At 44.5% G+C, this 19099-nt stretch carries 19 protein-coding genes; 10 read left to right on the top strand and 9 right to left on the bottom strand.

Features of this window, described 5'->3' with window-relative positions:
* Positions 1 to 71 precede the first annotated feature (71 nt).
* The gene (locus tag MKY95_RS25195) at positions 72 to 1019 is read left to right on the top strand and encodes an alpha/beta hydrolase (protein WP_339194969.1); all 948 of its coding nucleotides are present in this window, start codon (positions 72 to 74) and stop codon (positions 1017 to 1019) included.
* 69 nt (positions 1020 to 1088) lie between these two features.
* Here the strand turns inward: MKY95_RS25195 and MKY95_RS25190 are convergent, their stop codons facing one another.
* Positions 1089 to 1967, bottom strand: a complete 879-nt coding sequence (locus MKY95_RS25190) for a PhzF family phenazine biosynthesis protein (RefSeq protein WP_339194966.1) — start codon at positions 1965 to 1967, stop codon at positions 1089 to 1091.
* A 196-nt stretch (positions 1968 to 2163) separates the two neighbouring features.
* On the opposite strand from MKY95_RS25190, the gene MKY95_RS25185 reads away from it, so the two are divergent.
* Positions 2164 to 3090 carry an NADP-dependent oxidoreductase gene (locus MKY95_RS25185; protein WP_339200042.1) on the top strand — a complete coding sequence of 309 codons (927 nt, stop codon included), beginning with the start codon at positions 2164 to 2166 and terminating at the stop codon, positions 3088 to 3090.
* On the opposite strand, the gene MKY95_RS25180 is transcribed toward MKY95_RS25185, so the two are convergent.
* Positions 3074 to 3709 carry a type 1 glutamine amidotransferase family protein gene (locus MKY95_RS25180; protein ID WP_339200040.1) on the bottom strand — a complete coding sequence of 212 codons (636 nt, stop codon included), beginning with the start codon at positions 3707 to 3709 and terminating at the stop codon, positions 3074 to 3076. The genes MKY95_RS25185 and MKY95_RS25180 overlap by 17 nt on opposite strands.
* A gap of 200 nt (positions 3710 to 3909) precedes the next feature.
* On the opposite strand from MKY95_RS25180, the gene MKY95_RS25175 reads away from it, so the two are divergent.
* The 3 genes from MKY95_RS25175 (at position 3910) to MKY95_RS25165 (ending at position 5632) form a co-directional block, all read left to right on the top strand.
* A complete protein-coding gene (locus MKY95_RS25175; protein WP_339194963.1) occupies positions 3910 to 4647 on the top strand; it encodes a cyclase family protein in 738 nt (245 codons plus the stop codon).
* Positions 4648 to 4893: 246 nt separating this feature from the next.
* Positions 4894 to 5109, top strand: coding sequence for a hypothetical protein (locus MKY95_RS25170; protein WP_256721304.1), 216 nt, complete (start codon positions 4894 to 4896; stop codon positions 5107 to 5109).
* A 64-nt stretch (positions 5110 to 5173) separates the two neighbouring features.
* Positions 5174 to 5632 (top strand): GNAT family N-acetyltransferase, encoded by a 459-nt coding sequence (locus tag MKY95_RS25165; protein WP_047843914.1) that lies wholly within the window; start codon positions 5174 to 5176, stop codon positions 5630 to 5632.
* Positions 5633 to 5895: 263 nt separating this feature from the next.
* Here MKY95_RS25165 and MKY95_RS25160 read toward each other — a convergent pair whose 3' ends face one another.
* Positions 5896 to 6096, bottom strand: coding sequence for a hypothetical protein (locus MKY95_RS25160; RefSeq protein ID WP_026080945.1), 201 nt, complete (start codon positions 6094 to 6096; stop codon positions 5896 to 5898).
* A gap of 215 nt (positions 6097 to 6311) precedes the next feature.
* Here MKY95_RS25160 and MKY95_RS25155 point away from each other — a divergent pair, with 215 nt between their 5' ends.
* The 3 genes from MKY95_RS25155 to MKY95_RS25145 all read left to right on the top strand — a co-directional run bounded on the left by MKY95_RS25155 (position 6312) and on the right by MKY95_RS25145 (position 8824).
* Complete coding sequence (locus tag MKY95_RS25155) at positions 6312 to 6566, top strand: hypothetical protein (protein WP_143781056.1); 255 nt, start codon at positions 6312 to 6314, stop codon at positions 6564 to 6566.
* 547 nt (positions 6567 to 7113) lie between these two features.
* The gene (locus MKY95_RS25150) at positions 7114 to 8121 is read left to right on the top strand and encodes an ROK family protein (protein WP_076318758.1); all 1008 of its coding nucleotides are present in this window, start codon (positions 7114 to 7116) and stop codon (positions 8119 to 8121) included.
* Positions 8122 to 8179: 58 nt separating this feature from the next.
* Positions 8180 to 8824, top strand: coding sequence for a sugar O-acetyltransferase (locus MKY95_RS25145; RefSeq protein WP_243391449.1), 645 nt, complete (start codon positions 8180 to 8182; stop codon positions 8822 to 8824).
* Between the two features lie 61 nt (positions 8825 to 8885).
* On the opposite strand, the gene MKY95_RS25140 is transcribed toward MKY95_RS25145, so the two are convergent.
* From MKY95_RS25140 to MKY95_RS25130, 3 genes are all read right to left on the bottom strand, one after another.
* Positions 8886 to 10706: an ABC transporter substrate-binding protein gene (locus tag MKY95_RS25140; RefSeq protein ID WP_076318759.1), complete on the bottom strand. Its 1821-nt coding sequence runs from the start codon at positions 10704 to 10706 to the stop codon at positions 8886 to 8888.
* Between the two features lie 76 nt (positions 10707 to 10782).
* Positions 10783 to 12294, bottom strand: a complete 1512-nt coding sequence (locus MKY95_RS25135; RefSeq protein ID WP_076318760.1) for an ABC transporter permease — start codon at positions 12292 to 12294, stop codon at positions 10783 to 10785.
* Positions 12295 to 12330: 36 nt separating this feature from the next.
* Positions 12331 to 13773 (bottom strand): ABC transporter permease subunit, encoded by a 1443-nt coding sequence (locus MKY95_RS25130; protein WP_256721293.1) that lies wholly within the window; start codon positions 13771 to 13773, stop codon positions 12331 to 12333.
* A 150-nt stretch (positions 13774 to 13923) separates the two neighbouring features.
* Here MKY95_RS25130 and MKY95_RS25125 point away from each other — a divergent pair, with 150 nt between their 5' ends.
* The gene (locus tag MKY95_RS25125; RefSeq protein WP_305955670.1) at positions 13924 to 15675 is read left to right on the top strand and encodes an ABC transporter ATP-binding protein; all 1752 of its coding nucleotides are present in this window, start codon (positions 13924 to 13926) and stop codon (positions 15673 to 15675) included.
* Positions 15676 to 15789: 114 nt separating this feature from the next.
* Here the strand turns inward: MKY95_RS25125 and MKY95_RS25120 are convergent, their stop codons facing one another.
* The 3 genes from MKY95_RS25120 to MKY95_RS25110 all read right to left on the bottom strand — a co-directional run bounded on the left by MKY95_RS25120 (position 15790) and on the right by MKY95_RS25110 (position 18532).
* Entirely contained in the window at positions 15790 to 16569 is a 780-nt protein-coding gene (locus MKY95_RS25120; RefSeq protein ID WP_076318763.1) for a hypothetical protein, read from the bottom strand.
* Between the two features lie 110 nt (positions 16570 to 16679).
* Positions 16680 to 17441, bottom strand: a complete 762-nt coding sequence (locus tag MKY95_RS25115) for a LuxR C-terminal-related transcriptional regulator (RefSeq protein WP_076318764.1) — start codon at positions 17439 to 17441, stop codon at positions 16680 to 16682.
* A 26-nt stretch (positions 17442 to 17467) separates the two neighbouring features.
* On the bottom strand, positions 17468 to 18532 hold the full coding sequence (locus tag MKY95_RS25110) for a suppressor of fused domain protein (protein ID WP_339194951.1): 1065 nt from the start codon (positions 18530 to 18532) through the stop codon (positions 17468 to 17470).
* Positions 18533 to 18679: 147 nt separating this feature from the next.
* Here MKY95_RS25110 and MKY95_RS25105 point away from each other — a divergent pair, with 147 nt between their 5' ends.
* Positions 18680 to 18973 carry an antitoxin Xre/MbcA/ParS toxin-binding domain-containing protein gene (locus tag MKY95_RS25105; RefSeq protein WP_051447477.1) on the top strand — a complete coding sequence of 98 codons (294 nt, stop codon included), beginning with the start codon at positions 18680 to 18682 and terminating at the stop codon, positions 18971 to 18973.
* Positions 18974 to 19099 lie beyond the last annotated feature (126 nt).

Genomic DNA, 19099 nt, shown 5'->3' with positions numbered 1-19099 from the left:
AGACGTATTTTTAACGAAAAGTCGTACACTGTACGGCTTTTTTTGTATACGAAAAGAGGAGAATATAACGTATGAAAAAAAGTTTGCCTTCATATCAGACAACACATCCCTATTGGAAACAGTATCAGGGCTTTTTCCCGGAAGAAGTGAGGTTAGGGGAGCATACAGCTCCTGAGGAAGAATGGTGGGAGTCAAATGGGGTTCATCTGCATATCGATCGCTTGCCTGCGCCGGAGTCTTCAATCAAAATTCTGTTCATTCATGGTGCGGGAGGCAATGGCAGGTTGCTCGCTCCGTATGCCCGCATGTTGCAGCGACATGGATACGAGGTGGTATCGCCAGATCTTCCGCCATATGGGTTAAGTTACGCAATGTCTGGTACACGTATTAACTACGAACTTTGGATAGAGCTGCTTGTGTCACTCATCGAACGGGAATACAAAAATGACGGAAAGCCAATCGTTGTATTGGGAAGTAGCATCGGAGGTATGCTTGCCTATCACACCAGTGCCCGCAGCAAGCGTGTTAAGGGTTTAATCGCAACTACATTTGTAGACACGAGTAATCAGGAAATGCGAGACCAGCTTGCACCGAATCGTCTGGTAAGCCGGGCGGGAAAACGGATGATGGATCTGTTTCCTGGTCTACTGGATCATGTACGTATTTCGGTCAAACAGGTATCCCGAATGCAACTGATTACTAATAACAAGGACTTAACCAGGCTTATTATGGATGATCCACAAGCGGCAGCTACACGTATTCCGTTGGAATTATTAAGAACATTCCTTAATAAAAAACCGGAGGTAAGCCCGGAACAGTTCAGCCAGTGTCCGGTCCTGTTGGTTCACCCTGAACTGGACCCCATGACACCGATCAGGTTCAGCCAATCTTTTTTTGATCGTCTGGTGGTGGAGAAGGAATGTGTGATCTTGGAAAGGGCAGGTCATTTTCCTATAGAGCAGCCAGGGCTGAACCAGTTGGAGGTAGCGGTACTACGATTTTTACAACAAATTCAATGATGAACACTGGCTACTACACTGCTTCGCATAAGATAGTTTACATATCCTAAGTACGTAAAACACCTCCCACTAAGGGAGGTGTATTTGAATGTTTCTGATATGAACTGCGCTACCGCCAACCTGAATCTGTGTGATTTCATTAGAGCTGTCCAAAGTTAATCTGGCTCGGATCTCAGAGGGGCGTTTCATGGTATACCCTTGTCTGATCGTGTACGTGTGAAGGTGAGGATCTGTAAGCTGGTTGTACTGGGATAAATAACAGAGCATGGCACCATTGGATGTGCCCGTTGCGCTCTCTTCCGGTATATCATAAAGCGGTGCAAAATTACGGCATTCTGCCAGAACGTCCTCAGTATCTGATTCGAGTGTAAACACATGATAACCTACGGCATGATGAGTCTTGCTTATTTCAGTGATACGCTGGAAGTCAGGGTCGATTTTGGTCAGAACATCAACATCTCTAACAGCTATCAGGATATCGGGTAGCCCGGTAGACACAATCTGCACAGGTAGCTCGGAATGCAAATCCTCCATAGAAATACGTAACGAATCGGCAATCTGCTGTCGATCCACGATCTCCCCAAACTCCGGCAAAGTCTGAGACAGATAGACTTCTCCATTGACTTCGATATCGACTTTAAGAATTCCGGCCAGTGTCTCCAGTGTATATGTACCAACATTAACGAGATGTTGTGTCTTCATTAGATAAAATAAAGCAATTGTGGCATGTCCACATAGATCGACTTCATCACTTGGGGTGAAATAACGCACTTTGAAATCAGCCTGATCCGATGGCATAACAAATGCAGTCTCTGAAAAACCGACTTGTCTGGCAATCTCCTGCATCTGGGTTTCAGACAAATGCGCTGCTTGTAAAACAACACCTGCGGGGTTTCCGCCTTGAGCCTTGTCCGAAAATGCATGTAATGTATTTACTTCTACTTCCATCGTGTTACCTCGCTTGTTCAGTTATTGGGTTAAGATTTAACGTAATCGATAATCGGCATTATATCACGATTGTTGAACGGGCTTGTGAATCCCAGATTGCTGTGAATTTTGAATGATTAGGTCAAGTGATCGCTGGGAAAGGGTAATGAAGGGAGAGAGAGTATAACGATAATCAATGGAAAGGCTGGGATCTCTAATGAAAGCAATTGTGATTGAGGAATTTGGTGGAGCGGAACAATTGAAGGAACAAGAAGTAGCCAAGCCAACATGTGGAGTGAATCAGGTATTAATTCGAACACATGCCACGTCGGTGAATCCGGTAGACTTCAAAATCAGACAAGGTTATATGAAAGAAGTAGCGGAGAATTTTCCGTTGATTCTGGGCGGCGATGTTGCCGGTATTGTGGCTGAAGCAGGCTCAAATGTCACGAGGTTCAGAGAAGGTGATCGGGTATTTGCGCGTCCGCGTCAATTCGGAACCTATGCAGAATATGTTGCTGTTGATGCGGATATTATTGCCCGTATACCGGAGCAACTGAGTTTCGAGGAAGCAGCAGCGATCCCGCTGGCGGCGATGACGGCATGGCAGGCACTTGTGGATCACGGACGTTTAGGCAAAAGGCAGAAGGTACTCATTCATGCTGGTGCAGGTGGTGTGGGAACGTATGCCATTCAGATCGCCAAGTCCCTCGGCGCTGAAGTGGCTTCCACGGCGAGTGAATCAAACGAAGCGTTGCTTCGTTCGTTGGGTGTAGATCATTTTATCAATTATAAAAAAGAAGATTTCTCGGAGATTCTCTCCGGTTATGATGTTGTGCTGGACACCATGGGCGGTGATATTCAGCGCAATAGCTTCAAGGTGTTAAAGTCTGGCGGGCATCTGGTATCCTTGGTGGAACAACCGGATGAGAAGCTTGCCAAAGAAGCCGGAGTAACGGCCAACGTCTTCATGATGGAGCCCAAAGGGGATCAACTGGATCAGCTGGCTGAACTGGCTGCAGAAGGCAAGCTCAAATCGATTATTGATGGAACGTACCCGCTAACTCAACAGGGAGTAAGGGAAGCACATGAGAAGAGTGAAACCCATCATACCCGCGGGAAACTGGTTATTCAGGTGCAATAGAATTCATTAACTCGTAGAAGTATTTGGACTCATGAGTCTGATATAGATTGTACCAGGCCTGTAAGGTTTCTGGTGTATAGACATTCAACAGCTTCAACACATGCATCGTAAATTCTAACGGAGCTATTCCAGATGCAGTAACTACATTTCCATCGGTTACTGCAGGCTCCGTTACATAATAGGTTTCTCCAGTATAATCTGGGCATATCATCTTCAGGTATTCTAAATCATTGCTTGTATGCTGTCTGGAATCCAGTATTCCTATTTTTGCAAGTGCAACTGTCGCACCGCAAATCGCCGCAATAACCGTACCCTCTTCTATAGAGGCAGCAACCTTGTTCAATAGGGGATCATGGATGGTGTCCATCCAGGTGTTTCCTCCTGGAAGAATGATGACGTCGTCACTTTTCAATGTACATTCATCAATAGAAATATGAGGTAGGATGTTCAATCCGCCCATGGTAGTTACCGGATGTTTATCCACGCCTACGGTTACGACCTGTAAAGGCTTGATCTCTTTCCTGAAATACCTTCCCGAGTTCAATTCAGCAGTTAGATATCCTACCTCCCAATCTGCCATCGTATCAAATACATATAGATATACGTTCTTCGTTTGCATCATACATGCTCCTTTTGTTTTCATGATTGAATGGATTACTCTTGTATTATAAATTAACTTCACTGACATCTACGGTCAGTGAAGTTTTTAAATTTGAAAATTAACAGCCCTAAGAACCAATATAGGGACTGCTCCCCAATTGGAGTGGAATAAGATATAATAGGAGAAATTTATTCCATTTTGTGCATGAGGTGATTAGGATGTCCAACGAACTCATTCAAGCCATTCAATTGTTAAAAGAAAAGAAATGGGTGGATCTGACCCATACGTTTGGTCCAGGCTCTCCACATTTTTCAGCTTTTGAGGCAGCACAATTCGATACCCTGTTTGATCACGATCAAGGTTTCTTTGCCCAGAGCTTCAAGTTCCCAGGTCAATACGGGACACATCTTGATGCGCCGATCCACTTCGTTCGGGATACCCGGTATCTGGATGAACTAGGTTTGAAGGAGCTTGTGCTCCCGCTTGTGGTCATTGACCAGTCTGCCGAAGTAGAGAACAATCCGGATTTCACACTGGATGTGGAGCATATTCTTGAATTTGAAAGAGAGCATGGCCTGATTGAAGCTGGAAGCTTTGTAGCCTTACGTACCGATTGGAGCAAACGCTGGCCTAACCATGAAACATTTGATAACAAGGATGATAAGGGCAACAGTCATGCACCTGGATGGTCGGTTAGTGCGCTCATGTTTTTATTTGAGGAAAGAAAGGTACAGGCGATCGGTCATGAAACCTTTGATACGGATTCCGCCGTGGATTATCAGAAGAATGGAGCACTTCTGGCAGAATATTATGTACTTGCCCAGGATACATACCAGGTGGAGCTGTTAACAAACCTGGATCAGGTGCCGGCTAAAGGCGCGGTAATCTTCAACATTGTACCCAAAGCGGAGAGAGCTTCTGGTTTTCCAGTTCGATCCTTTGCCATTCTGCCGTAATACGGGGTAGATCAAAAGCTATAAGATAAATCAGACACAGAACTCAGAATGATACTCAAGTAGAAAGCCGGCTAAATAGTCGGCTGTTTTTCAGCTAAGGGTCAGAATAGTTGAAAAAGGTATTTTTATTTAAACCTCGAATATTTAATGTAATCGGATAGCTAAAAATTTGATGATAGACAGGAGTTAGATACGATGATATAAGGTTTCGGAGGAGCATTTTGGAGAACTAAGAATCTTGAAGTTATAGAAAAAGGTACAGTCTTTATCGAGAATGACAGTTATTTTCCAACAGAACAACAAGTGATGTTAAATTTCCAAGTACATAATCTAAACGAGACTATGAAGCATCTTGAACAGATTAGTGTACTTCTTGCAAAGAAAAAAGAGATTAGTGAATTTGGAAAGTTTATTTTGAATGAAGTTCCTGAAGGTCGACTGGTCGAGCTTTGGGAGAAATAACGGCATTAATTTTAAGATTAGAACAGGTATTCCATAATTTATATTATATAAAAGGGGTAAGTGTATGCAGATTAGAGCTTTTCAAGAGTCCGATAAAGATTTCATTGTAAGTCTGGCTTTACGATTTATGGACTTTGAGCTGATGAGCTGGCGTGATCCAGACAAAATGGAAGAATCACAGCTCAGCCTAGCCCAAGAATCAGTAGACAATCTTTCTCCTGGTACGGAGATTTTTGTGGCGGAAGATGAAACAGGAGAGCTACTGGGTTTCCTTGAAGTACAGCCGCATAAAGATAAATTGAACGATATAGAACAAGGTTATATTGTGGCGATTGCGGTTTCTCCACAAGGAGAAGGAAAAGGGGTCGGCAAGGGACTCATGACCAAAGCAGAAGAGTGGTCAAGGCAAAAAGGCTATCGACAGCTTATACTGAATGTCTTTAACAATAACCTTCGTGCCGTAAATTTCTATAAGCATTTAAATTATGAAATTGAAGTTGTGAAGATGGTAAAAGAGCTATAGAGACCCTTACTTATAAGCTAACTGGAAACGTTAGTTCATAGAGCACGGGGCAGACTGCAGGTTGGCAGGCTGCTCTTTTTTCATTTAGCTAACTGGTAACAGGTAAGTAAGCTTATCAGGAACCAAGTCCAGCTGGGATTTGACCTATTGAAAGCATAATGTGAATTTTGGCAAACTTATGGGTTAAGTCACAACTAATGAATTCTAAATAATTCAAATATGTAAATAGCAAGGGAGGCGTATTCCGCCTCCTTTTTATGTTGTTACTTTTGATCCGAGTGAGGATCTTGATTAAATCTTTGAGAGATTTTTTTCTCTGTTTTCTTACGCCGTATCCAGCGCTTGAGTATGCCTTCTTCTTTGCGTTCTTGCAGTGTTTCCTTCAAACCTTGAATCATAAATTCCGATCTTCGTCTGTCATCCCGACTAATCTCGCGTAATTCCTTAATAAATTTGTCGTCCATATCTGCCTCTCGCTTATTCAGGATAATTTCATTATACCGAACGTACGTTCTTTTATCAAGTTTTTCCATTACGAATGATTTTCGAGATCAATATAGTGAAAAGAAGCACAGGAACAATACGTTTCATGTGTGAGAATGGTACTAGAGGGTTTGAGCATAATCCTCTTGCCAGTTTTTTGTTCCCGGGGATCATCCTATTGCTGGTACTTGGCGTGATGCCTACAATAATTGCTATTTCGCTCATCCGCTACGTTCATTGGGGGCTGGGTGAGAGACTGAATCTCTATCCTGACCGCTATTGGGCTTGGACTTTTTCGTTGTATACGGGGTTTGCTCTCATCATCTGGATTATGGCGCAGGTGTACTGGATTCAGGATGTCTCTATCATTCACTTGGTCTATTTTGCATGGGGAGTGGGTATTCAAGTTGTGACCTTATTGCCCGGGGTACAACGAATATATTCAAAATAAACTGCTTGTATATTGAACAAACAGCTGCCGAAAGAATCGTTGAATGATTCTTTCGGCAGTTATTTTTTATGGGCATCGAGATAATACGCGTTGTTGTAGTCTTGTTGTCCACATGTTCCTTGGACTGAAAAGGGCTCGGATAAATCTAAATCATATTGACAAAGAACTATTATCCTCGCATACTTACGTAATATACTTTATAAAGTTTGTTTATTAACTAGAGGAATAGTCACATGTGGTAAGTATCTCAAAATCATAATCCGCATGAAACAGGGAGGTAAGTATGGATGGTCTACGTTATTATGGCAGTTATAATATGGGCGGGTACCTATGCAAGTATGGTCTTGTCAAAGCAACCGATTGAAGTGAAGCCTGTGAAATCGATGGATGATTTGTTTGAGTGAACAAAGTAGCTCTGCCGATTTCGATCCATTGCCAGCACGATGGAACTCATGTGTTCAAGTAAGGCATTATGTTATGATATGGTGTGAATGACATCCATACCATTGCTTTGGCTCAATTGAACCAGAGTAGAAACGAGAGGGTTATGAAAAAAGCCAACGCTACAATGATGAAATACATCAATTTGAATAATGTGCGTGAAGTCATGCAGCAGATTGAGACGGCGACCAAACCGCAATTAGCTTTATTAACCAATCTTAGTGTTGTTACCATTAATGCGCTGATTCAGGAATTATGTGATGGCGGAGAGTTGTTCCAGGATAAAGTGGTTCCCTCTAACGGCGGTCGTCCTGCTCAGGCATATCGATATAATTATAACTTCAAGCTTGCTTTGGTTCTTTACATCAAAGAGATGAAAGGCCAGGAGTTGATTTCGGCAACGGTCATGAATCTGGAGAATAAGGTTGTGTTGAAGGAAGAGCGCATCTTGCCTGCTTTTGATAAACAGCATATGCTGCAACTTATCGCACGTTTCATTAAGGAGTATCCCTCCATTGATATGATCGGCATCGGTATTCCGGGGCAAGCCGTGGATGGGGACATCACGGTGAGCAGTCATGAAGAGCTTATCCATTCACATCTGATACGGGAGATCGAGAGCGAGTTCCAACTGAACGTTCTCGTGGAGAATGATGTTAATGCAGCGATTAGCGGATACTGTACACAGCATGCGGATATGAAGGAACGGAGTGTAGCGGGAATTTATTTTCCGAACCGATACCCGCCGGGTATGGGCATGATGTTGAATGGACAGATGATCCGTGGGAAAAACGGGATGTTTGGTGAGATCAAGTATCTTCCTTATTCACCTGATTGGCACCGTGACATGAGCAAAGATGATTTTGTACTGAACGTATGTCACATCCTGCAAACGATTAATGCCGTCGTTGCCCCGCACCAGATTGTCATTTATCAGGAACGGGTGGAGAGAGAAGAGCTGGATATGGCGTGGAAACAGTACGGGAAGGATCACCCCATGCCGACGTTGCCCGAGATTGTACATCAGGACTCGTTCCAACATGATTTTGATGCTGGGTTACGAGGAATGGTGCTTCAGGCGTTGAAGTCAGGCATTCTATCAGAAGCCTTGTAACCCACAGGCCATGTCTGTGGCTTTTATTTTATAAGCTAACCCTTGTAGAGGAGGATTCATGATGCGTGAAGAAGAGAGAATCATGAAGGGCGTGTTGTTTAGTCCAAGTGATCCCGAATTAAAGATCATCAAAAGGCGAGCCCATAATCTCAGTCAGCGTTACAGTCAGACCTTTGAAGAACAGACTGAGGAGAGGAATCAGATATTACAACAGTTACTGGGGCAGATCGGTGAAGGTGGATTCATGCAAGGCCCCATCTTCTTTCATTATGGTGTGCATACCCGGATAGGCGAGCATTTCTTCGGTAATTACAATCTGACGATACAAGATGACGCGCAAGTGACGATCGGGGACTATACCAGTTTTGGACCCAACGTTACGATTGTTACCCCCATTCATCCCATGATTGCCAGCGAGCGGAGACAGATGGTGGACCAGAACGGTGATGTGAAGTCGCTATGTTATGCCAAACCGGTCACGATTGGTAACGATGTATGGATCTCGGCAAACGTCACAGTGTGCGGGGGCGTAACGATTGGAGACGGCTGTGTCATTGGAGCAGGTAGCGTGGTGACTCGTGATATTCCACCGCATTCTTTTGCAGCAGGCGTACCGTGCAAAGTTATTCGTAAAATTACTGATGCGGACAGCATGCGAAACTACCCCGATGTTCTGGCAGATTGCCGTGTGCTGGAAGAATAAAAAAGGCTGCCATCAGGATCAAATAGATGATCCTGGTGACAACCTTTTTTTTGTTATGCGTTTACTTGGAGGCGTTGTAGTTACTCAAGAATTCTTTTACTTTTGCAGGATCAGCTTTCAATTCATTCCCGGTCTGAACGAGCGGGCTTACTGTAGAGTATGCTTTGAGTTTGTTGTTCTTGTAGAAGCTCAAAATCTCATCCTGATTAATGGAGTACAGCACGGCTTTTCTCAGGTCACTGCTCTTGGCAACTTCACGATTGGCCGTATTAAACAACAGATAGGAGACAGCGTTACTTGGCAGACTTTGCAGTTTCAGTTTGCTGTCATTTTCGATGATGTCATACTTGGTTTCAGGTACACCGTAGTATAAGTGAATTTCACTGCTGCGAAGAGCAGAGAGGGCGCTGTCTGCATCCGCGATGAATCGGACGTTAACCTGAGCAATTTTTGGCTCATCTTTCGTGCCTTTACGGTAGGCCGGATTTTTTAAGAATACACCTTCATAGTCATTTTTATAAGACAAAATATAAGGTCCGCTAGTATAAAGGGTGTTATTGTATGCTGCGCCTTCAGTCACCGTGTTCTGATCACCGTAAGGAATATCTTTGTTGACGTCAAAGGAAGCTACATCATATGTGTTGATGCTCTCCACCTGTTTTTTGGACACGATACCCGCAGATTGGTGAGCCAGATAGTTCAGTACTTGCGGGAAAGGTTCAGTTGTGGTCAGTTTAACGACCTGATATTTACCTGCGCTATTATCTGCTTTGGTTTTGTCCGTCACGAGTTCTGTAATTTTGCTGCCCAATCCTTGTTCCAATGCTTCGAGGATTGTGCCATTACCACTGGATTGTTTGATGGATTGTAATGCACTCAGATCCGTTACAACCTCAGCTTCTTTGATATGTTCATGCAGACTGTACGTCCGGTGATCCGGAACGGAATCTTTATTTTTAGCACGATCCAGGGAGAAGATCACATCATCTGCACCGACACGTTCTCCTGTATCTACAGCTTTTTTGTTATCAATCTTCGCAAAGTTGATATCGTCTCTGAGAATGAAGTAGTAGTCCGAATTACCTTCAGCAATACTGAAGTTATGGGACAGTGATCCATCTGCTGTCAGCTGATCGTCATCCGTCAAGTTAACGAGACGTACATACATATTGGTGTTCAACTGGTTGATGGAACCGTCGTTTCCTTTGATCGGATCAAGGGAAGTCAGTACGGATGCACTTTGCGTCAGAATCAACGGATCTTTGGCATTTTTGGAGCTGTCCTTGAACTCGATCGGTTCCCAAGCCATGGCGCGGGATTTGGAGAGACGAACGGTGTCGACATTCAGAATGTCTTGGTTCACAGCCTGACTTTTCAGGGAAATGTACAAAGGAGCGATATACGCCTGATCCGTTACCAAGCGATCTTCCAATTGTTTGTACGTGTCTTTGTACTCATCCGGAGTTTGAGTAGCTGCCTGATCGATGAGCTTATCAAGTTCCCCATCGGCAAGGATACTGTAATCTCCACCTGTTTTGAAAAGGGAACGCACCGCATAATCGGGATTTCCCGTTACCGTTGTCCAGCTGGACAAGGCAATGTCATAATTCCCTGCATCTTGCTGGGATTTGAAGCTACCGTAATCCGGCTGCAGGTTCAGCTTCACATTGAAGCCGTTTTTAGTCAGTTGGTCGCGGACAATGTTTACATCATTTTCGGAAGAACTCATGGCGAGCAGTTCAATGTCTGCCGGTTTTTGTGCAGTTTCAGTTGTGTCCGCTGGTGCGGTCTCCGCCTGGGATTCAGTTTTCGTTTTTACACTGCAGCCGGAAATCACAATGACGAGAATTAATAGTAATGAGATCAGTGTACGTTTTTTCATGGGATTACCCTCCATATCTTGAATGTGTGATGTGTGAATTTTTTTTTCTATATCATTCATTTCAATGACGAATCAGTTATGCCTTTTCCAGCTTGGGATCAAGCGCATCACGCAGACCGTCACCGAGAAAGTTAAACGAAAGAACCAGCAGAATAATAGCCAAGCCTGGATAAATCGCCAGATAAGAGTGGGTCTCCAGGTATGTACTGCCGAGCTTCAGAATGTTACCCCATTCCGGAATATGTGGCTCCACGCCGAGTCCCAGATAACTCAAACTGCTGGTAGCAATAACTGCTCCACCAATCGTGAGTGTGGACTTGATAATCATGGGCGCAAGGGAGTTGGGAATAATGTGTTTGAAAATAATCGTACGATTGTTGTACCCCAGTGCACGTGCAGCTTCCACAAATTCAAAAGTAGATACATAGAGCACACTGGCTCTCATGGTACGGGCGTAAGTTGGGATCGAACCCAGACTCAGCGCCAGAATAAGATTGACCGTATTGGCTCCAAACGCCGCAATAATGGCAATGGCGAGCAGAATTCCCGGAATCGCATAGAGAATATCCAGCAGCCGCATGATGATGTTATCCGTATGCCTTCCGTAGAAACCGGAGAATGCTCCGAGGACTCCACCGATCAACACAGGAATGATGGTCGACATGCAACCTACGATTAAGGAGATCCGGGCACCAAATACAATCCGGGAAAATAAACATCGTCCGAAGTCGTCCGTTCCCAAGGGATACGCAAGGGAAGGGGGTTGAAGCAGAGCGGAGTAGTTGTTTTCCACAGCCATGCTGTAATCAAAAGTAAAGAAGCTGCAAATCGATATCGAGAACAGAAAAATGATAAAAAACAAACCGGACATGGCAGTCATATTCGGAGCAAGTCGCTCCCACAGATCATTCCAGAAGTTTGATTTTTGTTTCCCCTGTCTGCGAATGCGCCCAATAATGGAAATGCCGAGCAATAGGGCAAATACATTACCTGTGATTGAGGTCAGAATCAGTACTACACTGACACCGATCATCCAGCGAGGGAGGATAGAGGTCGCGTTATATCGGGATACGATAATCAGTACGACCAGGTCGATGACCAGAATAAATATGAGCACCGCCATAGCTGGCAGAAAGTTGTCAGCCACATAGGGTTTTAAAACATTTAACGCAGATACACCGATGACGAACAGCTGGGTTAACAGCATATATACCGCAAAGGTGTACTCCACATTCCTGGCTTTTCGAATCAGATGAAAGGCTGCCGTTACGATAAATATATTGCCAGAAATGATGGCAAGTAGCTGAACCCAGGCTAACCTGCGGGTCAAAGTAGAGATCGTACCCGTACGGATCAAGTCTTTTCGAATCCGAAGGGTGATGACACTTTGGACCAGTGTGAAGAATACATAGATCCCAAGTATCGTTAGCAGAAATGGTTTGAACGTCTGCCCGCTCCAGTCATAACTGTTGAACAGCAACAAGGCAGTCAAGAGAAGGGACGTGATCCAGGCGAAGCTTGCCTGACTGTATTCTCGAGAAGACTTAAGCCGGAAACGCATTTCTTGTGTTAAGGACGAGTTTGTCATAATACACCTGCTTTAAGAGGTAGTTCAACACACACTTTAATATTGTTTCATCTTGGAGCGCACTCTTGGATCAATAAAAGCGTAGAGCAGATCAACCGCTACATTGATAATGGAGATCGTAATTGCTGTGTAGATTACTCCGCCCATGATACTCGGAATATCGGGGATGAATTGTTTATCTACAATATAGCTGCCGAGACCGCTGATATTAAACACTTTCTCCGTCACTGCTGCCCCGCCAAGCATGGCTCCGAATTGAAGTCCAACCACAGTTACGATTGGAATTAATGCATTACGTACAGCGTGTTTCAGCATGACCTGACGTTCGCTTAACCCCTTGGCGCGGGCGGTCATCACATAATCCTCATGAATGACTTCCAGTGTAGAAGACCGGGTCATCCGTGCCACCGCAGCCGTAAGTCCTGTGCCCAGCACAATGGTTGGCATAATGATCGACAGCCAGTTCTGTGGGTTGAAGGTGGCGGGAAGCCACTGTAATTTGATCGAAAAGTTCAGAATGAAAATAAGTCCTTGCCAGAAATTCGGGATCGATAATCCAATCAGAGCGATGAACATAAACGTATAATCGAACCATGAATTAGGCTTAATCGCTGAGATGATACCGATGGGCAATGCGATGACGAGTGCTAGCAGCAGGGAGATAACCGCCAGCGTCAATGTAATTGGAAACTTCCTTGCAATCGTTGCTGTTACGTCTTCATTTCCTGCAAAAGACTTGCCAAGGTCGAAGAGAGCAACTCCCTTAATATTGTTCCAGAGCTGTGTAAGATAAGGCTGATCCAAGCCATACACCTGATTGAATGCTGCAATCTGTTCCTGCGTTGCTGTCTCTCCGAGAATGTTAGCTGCCGGGTTGAACGGAGACAGATACAAAATCGTAAATACGAGTGTGGCTACGCCCAGAATGACAAATACCGTCATCAGTAATCTTTCAAATATGTACTTTAGATAAGGATTTCCATACAAAAAGAGGATGCCATACATCAGACAGCCAGGAATAATCGATATCGCGAAAAACCACGGTTTGTCGATAAGGGTGTGGAATGTATCGGCCATCGTAAGACGTTGACTTCCCTGTTCCTGAAGTATGCGAGAAGTCCGCTCCTTCAACTCTTTCTGAACCGTTTCTTCTAACCATTCCTCGGTCTGACGTCTGAATTCTTCCTCACTGACCTGCTGCTGGAAAAAACGATGTTTGCGTCGCAGCTGATCTTCCACTTCCAACTTCAGCTTGTTCCTGTAGGAAGAAGTGAGTAGTTCTTGCTCAGCCGCCTGCCTGGCAGCTACCCAGCCGTCATTTTTTCGATTCGAACGCCATATTAGAAACACGACCAGATTGATCGGTAATCCAAGAATGAACAGAACATATCGGTAGGAAGGATGAAGCAGCATTTTGCCATAAATAAAACTTAAATTGTGCACCAACCGCGAGAGTCTGCTGCTTTCTGCAAGATTCAAACCAAGCGTGCCTCCTTTCATTCAGGTTTAAATTGCATTATTCCGATTGATATAGTATATATTATTTAGGGTCTAAACAATTGTCAAGGAATTAAATGGTATACATATGAGATAAGTGAATGTGAAATACGGATGAGAGCTGGTGATAACATGGAACCTTTATTGAAAGTTAATGATCTATCGGTCTCTTTTCATTCTGGAGAGAGTGAGTTTCATGCAGTACGAGAGGTAAGTTTTGAAGTGCGAAAAGGCGAGACACTAGGCATTGTAGGCGAATCGGGTAGTGGCAAGAGTGTAACCGCACGTTCCATTATGAGGCTGCTTGCATCGCCGCCTTCACAGATGAAAAATGGAGAGATTCTGTTCAAAGGGGTCGATATGGCGAATAAAACGCAGAAAGAGATGGAGAGCATTCGTGGGCGTGATATTGGCATGATCTTTCAGGACCCGATGAGTTCTCTTAATCCGACTATTAAAGTGGGTAAACAGATCTCCGAAAGTCTAATCAAACATCAGAAGGTGTCCAAAAGGGAAGCCAAGAAACAGGCGATTGCCATGATGGAGCGGGTGGGGATAACTCGTAGTGAAATACGCTACAACCAATATCCACACGAATTCTCCGGAGGCATGCGCCAGCGGGTCATGATCGGTATTGCACTTGCTTGTCGTCCTGAATTACTCATTGCCGATGAGCCGACAACCGCACTTGACGTTACGATTCAGGCACAAATTCTTAATTTGATGAAAGATATGCAGGACCAACTGGGCACATCGATTATCCTGATCACGCATGATTTGGGCGTAGTAGCAGGCATGTGTGATCGGGTTGTTGTTATGAAAGAAGGACAGATTGTGGAAACCGGGACAACAACAGAGATTTTTGCTAATCCCAAACACCCGTATACGATCAGACTTCTGAATGCATTACCACGGCTGGATCAGAAGAAAAAGCCCAAACCGGTATCGTTGGTCCCGAGAGATTTGGAGGATGATCAGCCGTTGCTTGAGGTGAAATCACTCAGACAACATTTTAATCTGGGGAAAGGCAATACCTTAAAGGCCGTGAATGATATTAGCTTTCATATTCGTCAAGGAGAGACGCTTGGCGTTGTAGGGGAATCCGGTAGCGGAAAATCAACCACGGGCCGTGCGATTCTGCGATTGCATGAGCCAACAGGTGGAGATGTACTGTTTAAAGGAGTCCCGCTCAATCGCTTGTCGGCTTCGGAGATGAAAACGATGCGTAGACATATGCAAATCATCTTCCAAGACCCCTATGCATCTCTGAATCCCAAAATGAGGATTATGGATATCATTGGAGAAGCGCTTGATATTCATCAACTTGCAGGCACTGCCGCTCAGCGGGAAAAGCGTGTGGAGGAATTGCTGGAGATGGTAGGTCTTGATCCCACCCATGCGCAGCGTTATCCACATGAATTCTCGGGTGGGCAGAGACAGCGGATCGGTATTGCACGAGCTCTGGCTGTGGAACCTGAATTCATCGTATGTGATGAGCCATTGTCTGCACTGGATGTGTCGATACAGGCTCAGATCGTACAATTGCTTGAAGAGTTGCAGCAGCGACTCGGATTGACGTATCTCTTCATCGCTCATGACTTGTCCATGGTTAAACATATCAGTGATCGAGTGGCGGTGATGTATAACGGGAAAATTGTAGAGCTGGCCGAGAGTGAAGAACTCTATTCCAACCCGCAACATGCCTACACCAAGGCTTTGCTATCTGCTATTCCCGTGCCTGATCCGGCGGTAGAAGCGAAGAAAAAGAGACATGTTGTCAAAGAAACAACTAAAGAAAATGTTGAAGTAGAGGACCGTTATAATCTGGAACATTCCAAGTGGGTAGAAGTCACGGAAGGGCACTGGGTAGCCATATCTAGTTAGATAGTGCAATATATAGTCTGTTTCATCGACAAAAGAACCCCGACGATGATCTCTACAGATCGTTATCGGGGTTGAGTTATATGTTCTTCGTATAATGGCAGTAATCAAAAGCGATTATTTGAATTGAACCGATTTCTTGATGGTATCAATCTCGGCTTTGGTCTTATCATCCACGTAAGTGAATATGAAGTTGAAAGCATATCCTTCAATAATTGTACTATAGTAATCTTGAGTAACGGTTGAACCGTCACCTGGATCCATCGTGATTTGCATCAGATCCATCTCTTTACCACCGATAGTTTCCGTTGTCATTTCCTTATAATCGTAAGGGAACTGGCTATCCATCATGAATTTTTTGGTTGCTTCCAGGTAGTCTTTACCTGTACGAATGCCTTGCAACAAGCTTACTTTCTCAGCAACCGCAATTGCGGAAGGACCAACTTGGCCTGCATCTAATGGATACTTTGAAGCCATAAGCAGATTCAATGTTTTGGTCTGAGACAGTTCAATTTGTTTTTTCTTTGTTTCATCATCACCAGCAATCGCTTCGGATGAAGCACTTGTCAGCTCATTCATGCCTGCAGCATCCTGGAACTCCCATGCTTCCGGGAATTTCAGAGATACGCCAAAATAGTCATTGGTGTAAGAACCTTTTTCCGTAGTCCCCAGCTCAACGTCTTGGGAATTATCAGTTTCCTTGGACTCTTCGCTTGCTGGTTCTGTGTTCTCTGTTTCTTCTGTAGTCGCTGTATCAGAATCAGTACCCGTCGTTGTTTCTGTCGGGGTAGGCTCTTCTGTTTCGGCTGTGTTATCTGCTTTGTCACCGCAAGCGGCTGCAACCAGCATAATCATAATGAGCATGGCGAATAAAGAAGCTTTTTTTGGAATTGTCATATTACCCTCCTGAAATGTGTGTGTTTGTTTCTCTCTCTACATGTTGCCTGCTTCCTAAATTGTAGCACAAACGTTCTCATATACTACCTATAGGAATCTATAGGGGTCTTCTATACATAAGACATTCGGCTGGCAATTGAAACAGCTTCTGTGCTGGATTGCACACCTAATTTGTTAAAAATCACTTTTTTGTGATGATTCACGGTGCATTCCTTGATCTTTAATTTCAAAGCAATGGCTTTTACCGTGAGGCCTCCGGCTATCATCTCCAGAATGGTTAACTGACGCTCGGTGAACTCCACCGCCGGTTTGTCGCACGCTTCAGCAGTCTGTTGACTCTGATAACAGTTCTGCATGTACGCTGGAATTAGCTTGGCAATGGCAATCAGTTCACCTTGCATATCTGCATTAATGGTGGACACATCCAGATAACCGACATGTTGGGATCCCATGAACAGAGGTGCGGCGTAACAATGCCAGCTTTGAAAAAAAGGACTTTCATGCTGCTCGGGCAACAGCACTACAGGCTCGTTGCTGTCCATCGTTACAGATATGGCGTTAACTCCACAGCTCTGTGCAGTGAAGAACATGCCCGGACGAATGGGGGAATGTTCTACTACAGCTTTAAGATCTGAACTATAATTCATCGAGAGGAGCACACCGTTGCTATCTGTGAGTAGAAAAAGATAAGTGCCCGTTAAATTCTCTTGAATAACCGAGATACTGTTTTGGAATGCATGAATCAGGAAATGATTGATTTTACGAAGCCTGTCCAGACTGGATTTTGGTAAATAGTCGAACGGAGCCGTTCCTGCTGCGTGCGAGCAAGTCGGGGACTCTTCGTGTCGTGTGGCAAATGTAATGGCAGGCATGTTGTTTCCTCCTTGCTGCACAGTTCTCATCCAATCGTTTGAATGACGTGTCCTTCCTGGTCCTTGATTTCTGTTCTAACAATCTGAACGAGAATATGATCCAATGAAGTTATCTCAAATGTTCCTTCAACCGGACGAAGATTCTCTGCCAGCTTATCAACAATTTGTTTGTTCACCGTCAGGGTAACTTGTCTGTCCGATTCCAATACAGCTGGATGTTCTCCTGCTTCGAACAGAATATTAGTATCCGGTCCGATCAAGGATAGAGAGGCACCTTTCGAAATTCGGCTACGAAGGATGGTGCCAACTAATACGGCTTGTTTGGCTCCAAGCTGGAGTTTGGCCGGAACCGATTTTTGCAGCAATTTTTTGCGAGGAGATTCCCAAGCCAGTTGTTGTATGAATAAAAATGCTGTGCTGGACCCGTCCTGTTCCATTCCATCCTCAACCGCTTGTATAATCGAAGGAATATCTGCGTACGAATTTCTCATCAGATCCGTCACATATTTGGGCATGAACATGGAGGAGGCAGACAGGAAGCCACGAGCATTCCAGCTTTGAATCATTTCCAGTTCCCGACCTGTAATGCCAACCATCTGAATAAATTGCACTGAACCATTAGGCGTTGAGACCGCGGGTAGGTCCGGATCTTCAATAAACGAGAGAGCAGTCAGCAAAGTATCGGATTCCAGACAGATGGGGCCATTGGCGTCCATGTAATCCCCTGGCTGAAAGATATTTCCGCTGTTGAACACGTATCGTCCTACATTCTGTAACAGATTCAGCGCCCAGGCTGGCGGATCAGTCTCTGCTTCACTGCGTGTAAGACGAAAGGTGATTTCAAATCCATACCCGCTTTTGGATGCATCCTGCATCTCTTTTTCATATAATTCTGAGAAACCGTAGGTAACAAAATGCCAGTGAGGCATAGGTGTGTTCACCTCATAAACGCTAATGCCATCGAGTGGATCGGGACCTCCAAGAATATATGGAAGGGCAGTGCCGTAGTGTTTTGGCTCTTGTTCCCCATACAATTCACGCATGGATTGATCAATCGCATCCCAACCGGATGTGTTTTCTTCCTGAGTCATTATTGAATCCTCCTTGACTGTTCTTTCCCCCGAAAAACATTTAAAATTAAGTCTACCTGTTACAGAAACGGATTCAAGCGGCTTAAGGATGAATTGTGTCAGATAGGACTTGGGTGTTATTAATTGCAATTCAGGGAGTGAAATTACATGAGTATGAAAGGTATCTATTTAAAGGAGTTTAATCATACAAGCTGGGACTCATTTTCCGAAGGGTTTGAAGAACTTGGACAAAAGTTGGACCCCGCGTGGGTAGAACGTGCGCGATTACAAGGGATTCCGGCAGATATAAGTCGGGTGCTTTTGTGTGAAATGGGGGAGTACGTTTTTGAATGGATAGCGAAAGATATCCCGGCTTTAGGGGACAAAAGTCCCGCCGCTTACCTGGAAACGGAGGAGGGAGCGCAGGCATTAAGGGCAGCCATTATGCGTATGCCACGTTAATTTCTCCGATAAAGAGGTGTGCGAACGATCAGTTGATCCAGTGAAGTTGATTTTGCAAAATAGATATGTTACGCTTACATTACAAGAGCAAACACAACAGAATATGCAATAACATCTTTTGATGGA

The sequence above is a fragment of the Paenibacillus sp. FSL P4-0176 genome (genome assembly GCF_037975265.1).
In the GTDB taxonomy this organism is placed as follows: Bacteria; Bacillota; Bacilli; order Paenibacillales; family Paenibacillaceae; genus Paenibacillus; species Paenibacillus amylolyticus.
The sequence above is the reverse complement of the archived record's forward strand: the minus strand, read 5'-3'. Positions and strand labels throughout refer to the sequence as shown.

Coding starts and splice junctions, on each gene's coding strand:
- MKY95_RS25195 (WP_339194969.1), top strand. CDS start 72: ATGAAAAAAAGTTTGCCTTCATATCAGACAACACATCCCTATTGGAAA.
- MKY95_RS25190 (WP_339194966.1), bottom strand. CDS start 1,967: ATGGAAGTAGAAGTAAATACATTACATGCATTTTCGGACAAGGCTCAA.
- MKY95_RS25185 (WP_339200042.1), top strand. CDS start 2,164: ATGAAAGCAATTGTGATTGAGGAATTTGGTGGAGCGGAACAATTGAAG.
- MKY95_RS25180 (WP_339200040.1), bottom strand. CDS start 3,709: ATGCAAACGAAGAACGTATATCTATATGTATTTGATACGATGGCAGAT.
- MKY95_RS25175 (WP_339194963.1), top strand. CDS start 3,910: ATGTCCAACGAACTCATTCAAGCCATTCAATTGTTAAAAGAAAAGAAA.
- MKY95_RS25165 (WP_047843914.1), top strand. CDS start 5,174: ATGCAGATTAGAGCTTTTCAAGAGTCCGATAAAGATTTCATTGTAAGT.
- MKY95_RS25160 (WP_026080945.1), bottom strand. CDS start 6,096: ATGGACGACAAATTTATTAAGGAATTACGCGAGATTAGTCGGGATGAC.
- MKY95_RS25155 (WP_143781056.1), top strand. CDS start 6,312: ATGCCTACAATAATTGCTATTTCGCTCATCCGCTACGTTCATTGGGGG.
- MKY95_RS25150 (WP_076318758.1), top strand. CDS start 7,114: ATGAAAAAAGCCAACGCTACAATGATGAAATACATCAATTTGAATAAT.
- MKY95_RS25145 (WP_243391449.1), top strand. CDS start 8,180: ATGATGCGTGAAGAAGAGAGAATCATGAAGGGCGTGTTGTTTAGTCCA.
- MKY95_RS25140 (WP_076318759.1), bottom strand. CDS start 10,706: ATGAAAAAACGTACACTGATCTCATTACTATTAATTCTCGTCATTGTG.
- MKY95_RS25135 (WP_076318760.1), bottom strand. CDS start 12,294: ATGACAAACTCGTCCTTAACACAAGAAATGCGTTTCCGGCTTAAGTCT.
- MKY95_RS25125 (WP_305955670.1), top strand. CDS start 13,924: ATGGAACCTTTATTGAAAGTTAATGATCTATCGGTCTCTTTTCATTCT.
- MKY95_RS25120 (WP_076318763.1), bottom strand. CDS start 16,569: ATGACAATTCCAAAAAAAGCTTCTTTATTCGCCATGCTCATTATGATT.
- MKY95_RS25115 (WP_076318764.1), bottom strand. CDS start 17,441: ATGCCTGCCATTACATTTGCCACACGACACGAAGAGTCCCCGACTTGC.
- MKY95_RS25110 (WP_339194951.1), bottom strand. CDS start 18,532: ATGACTCAGGAAGAAAACACATCCGGTTGGGATGCGATTGATCAATCC.
- MKY95_RS25105 (WP_051447477.1), top strand. CDS start 18,680: ATGAGTATGAAAGGTATCTATTTAAAGGAGTTTAATCATACAAGCTGG.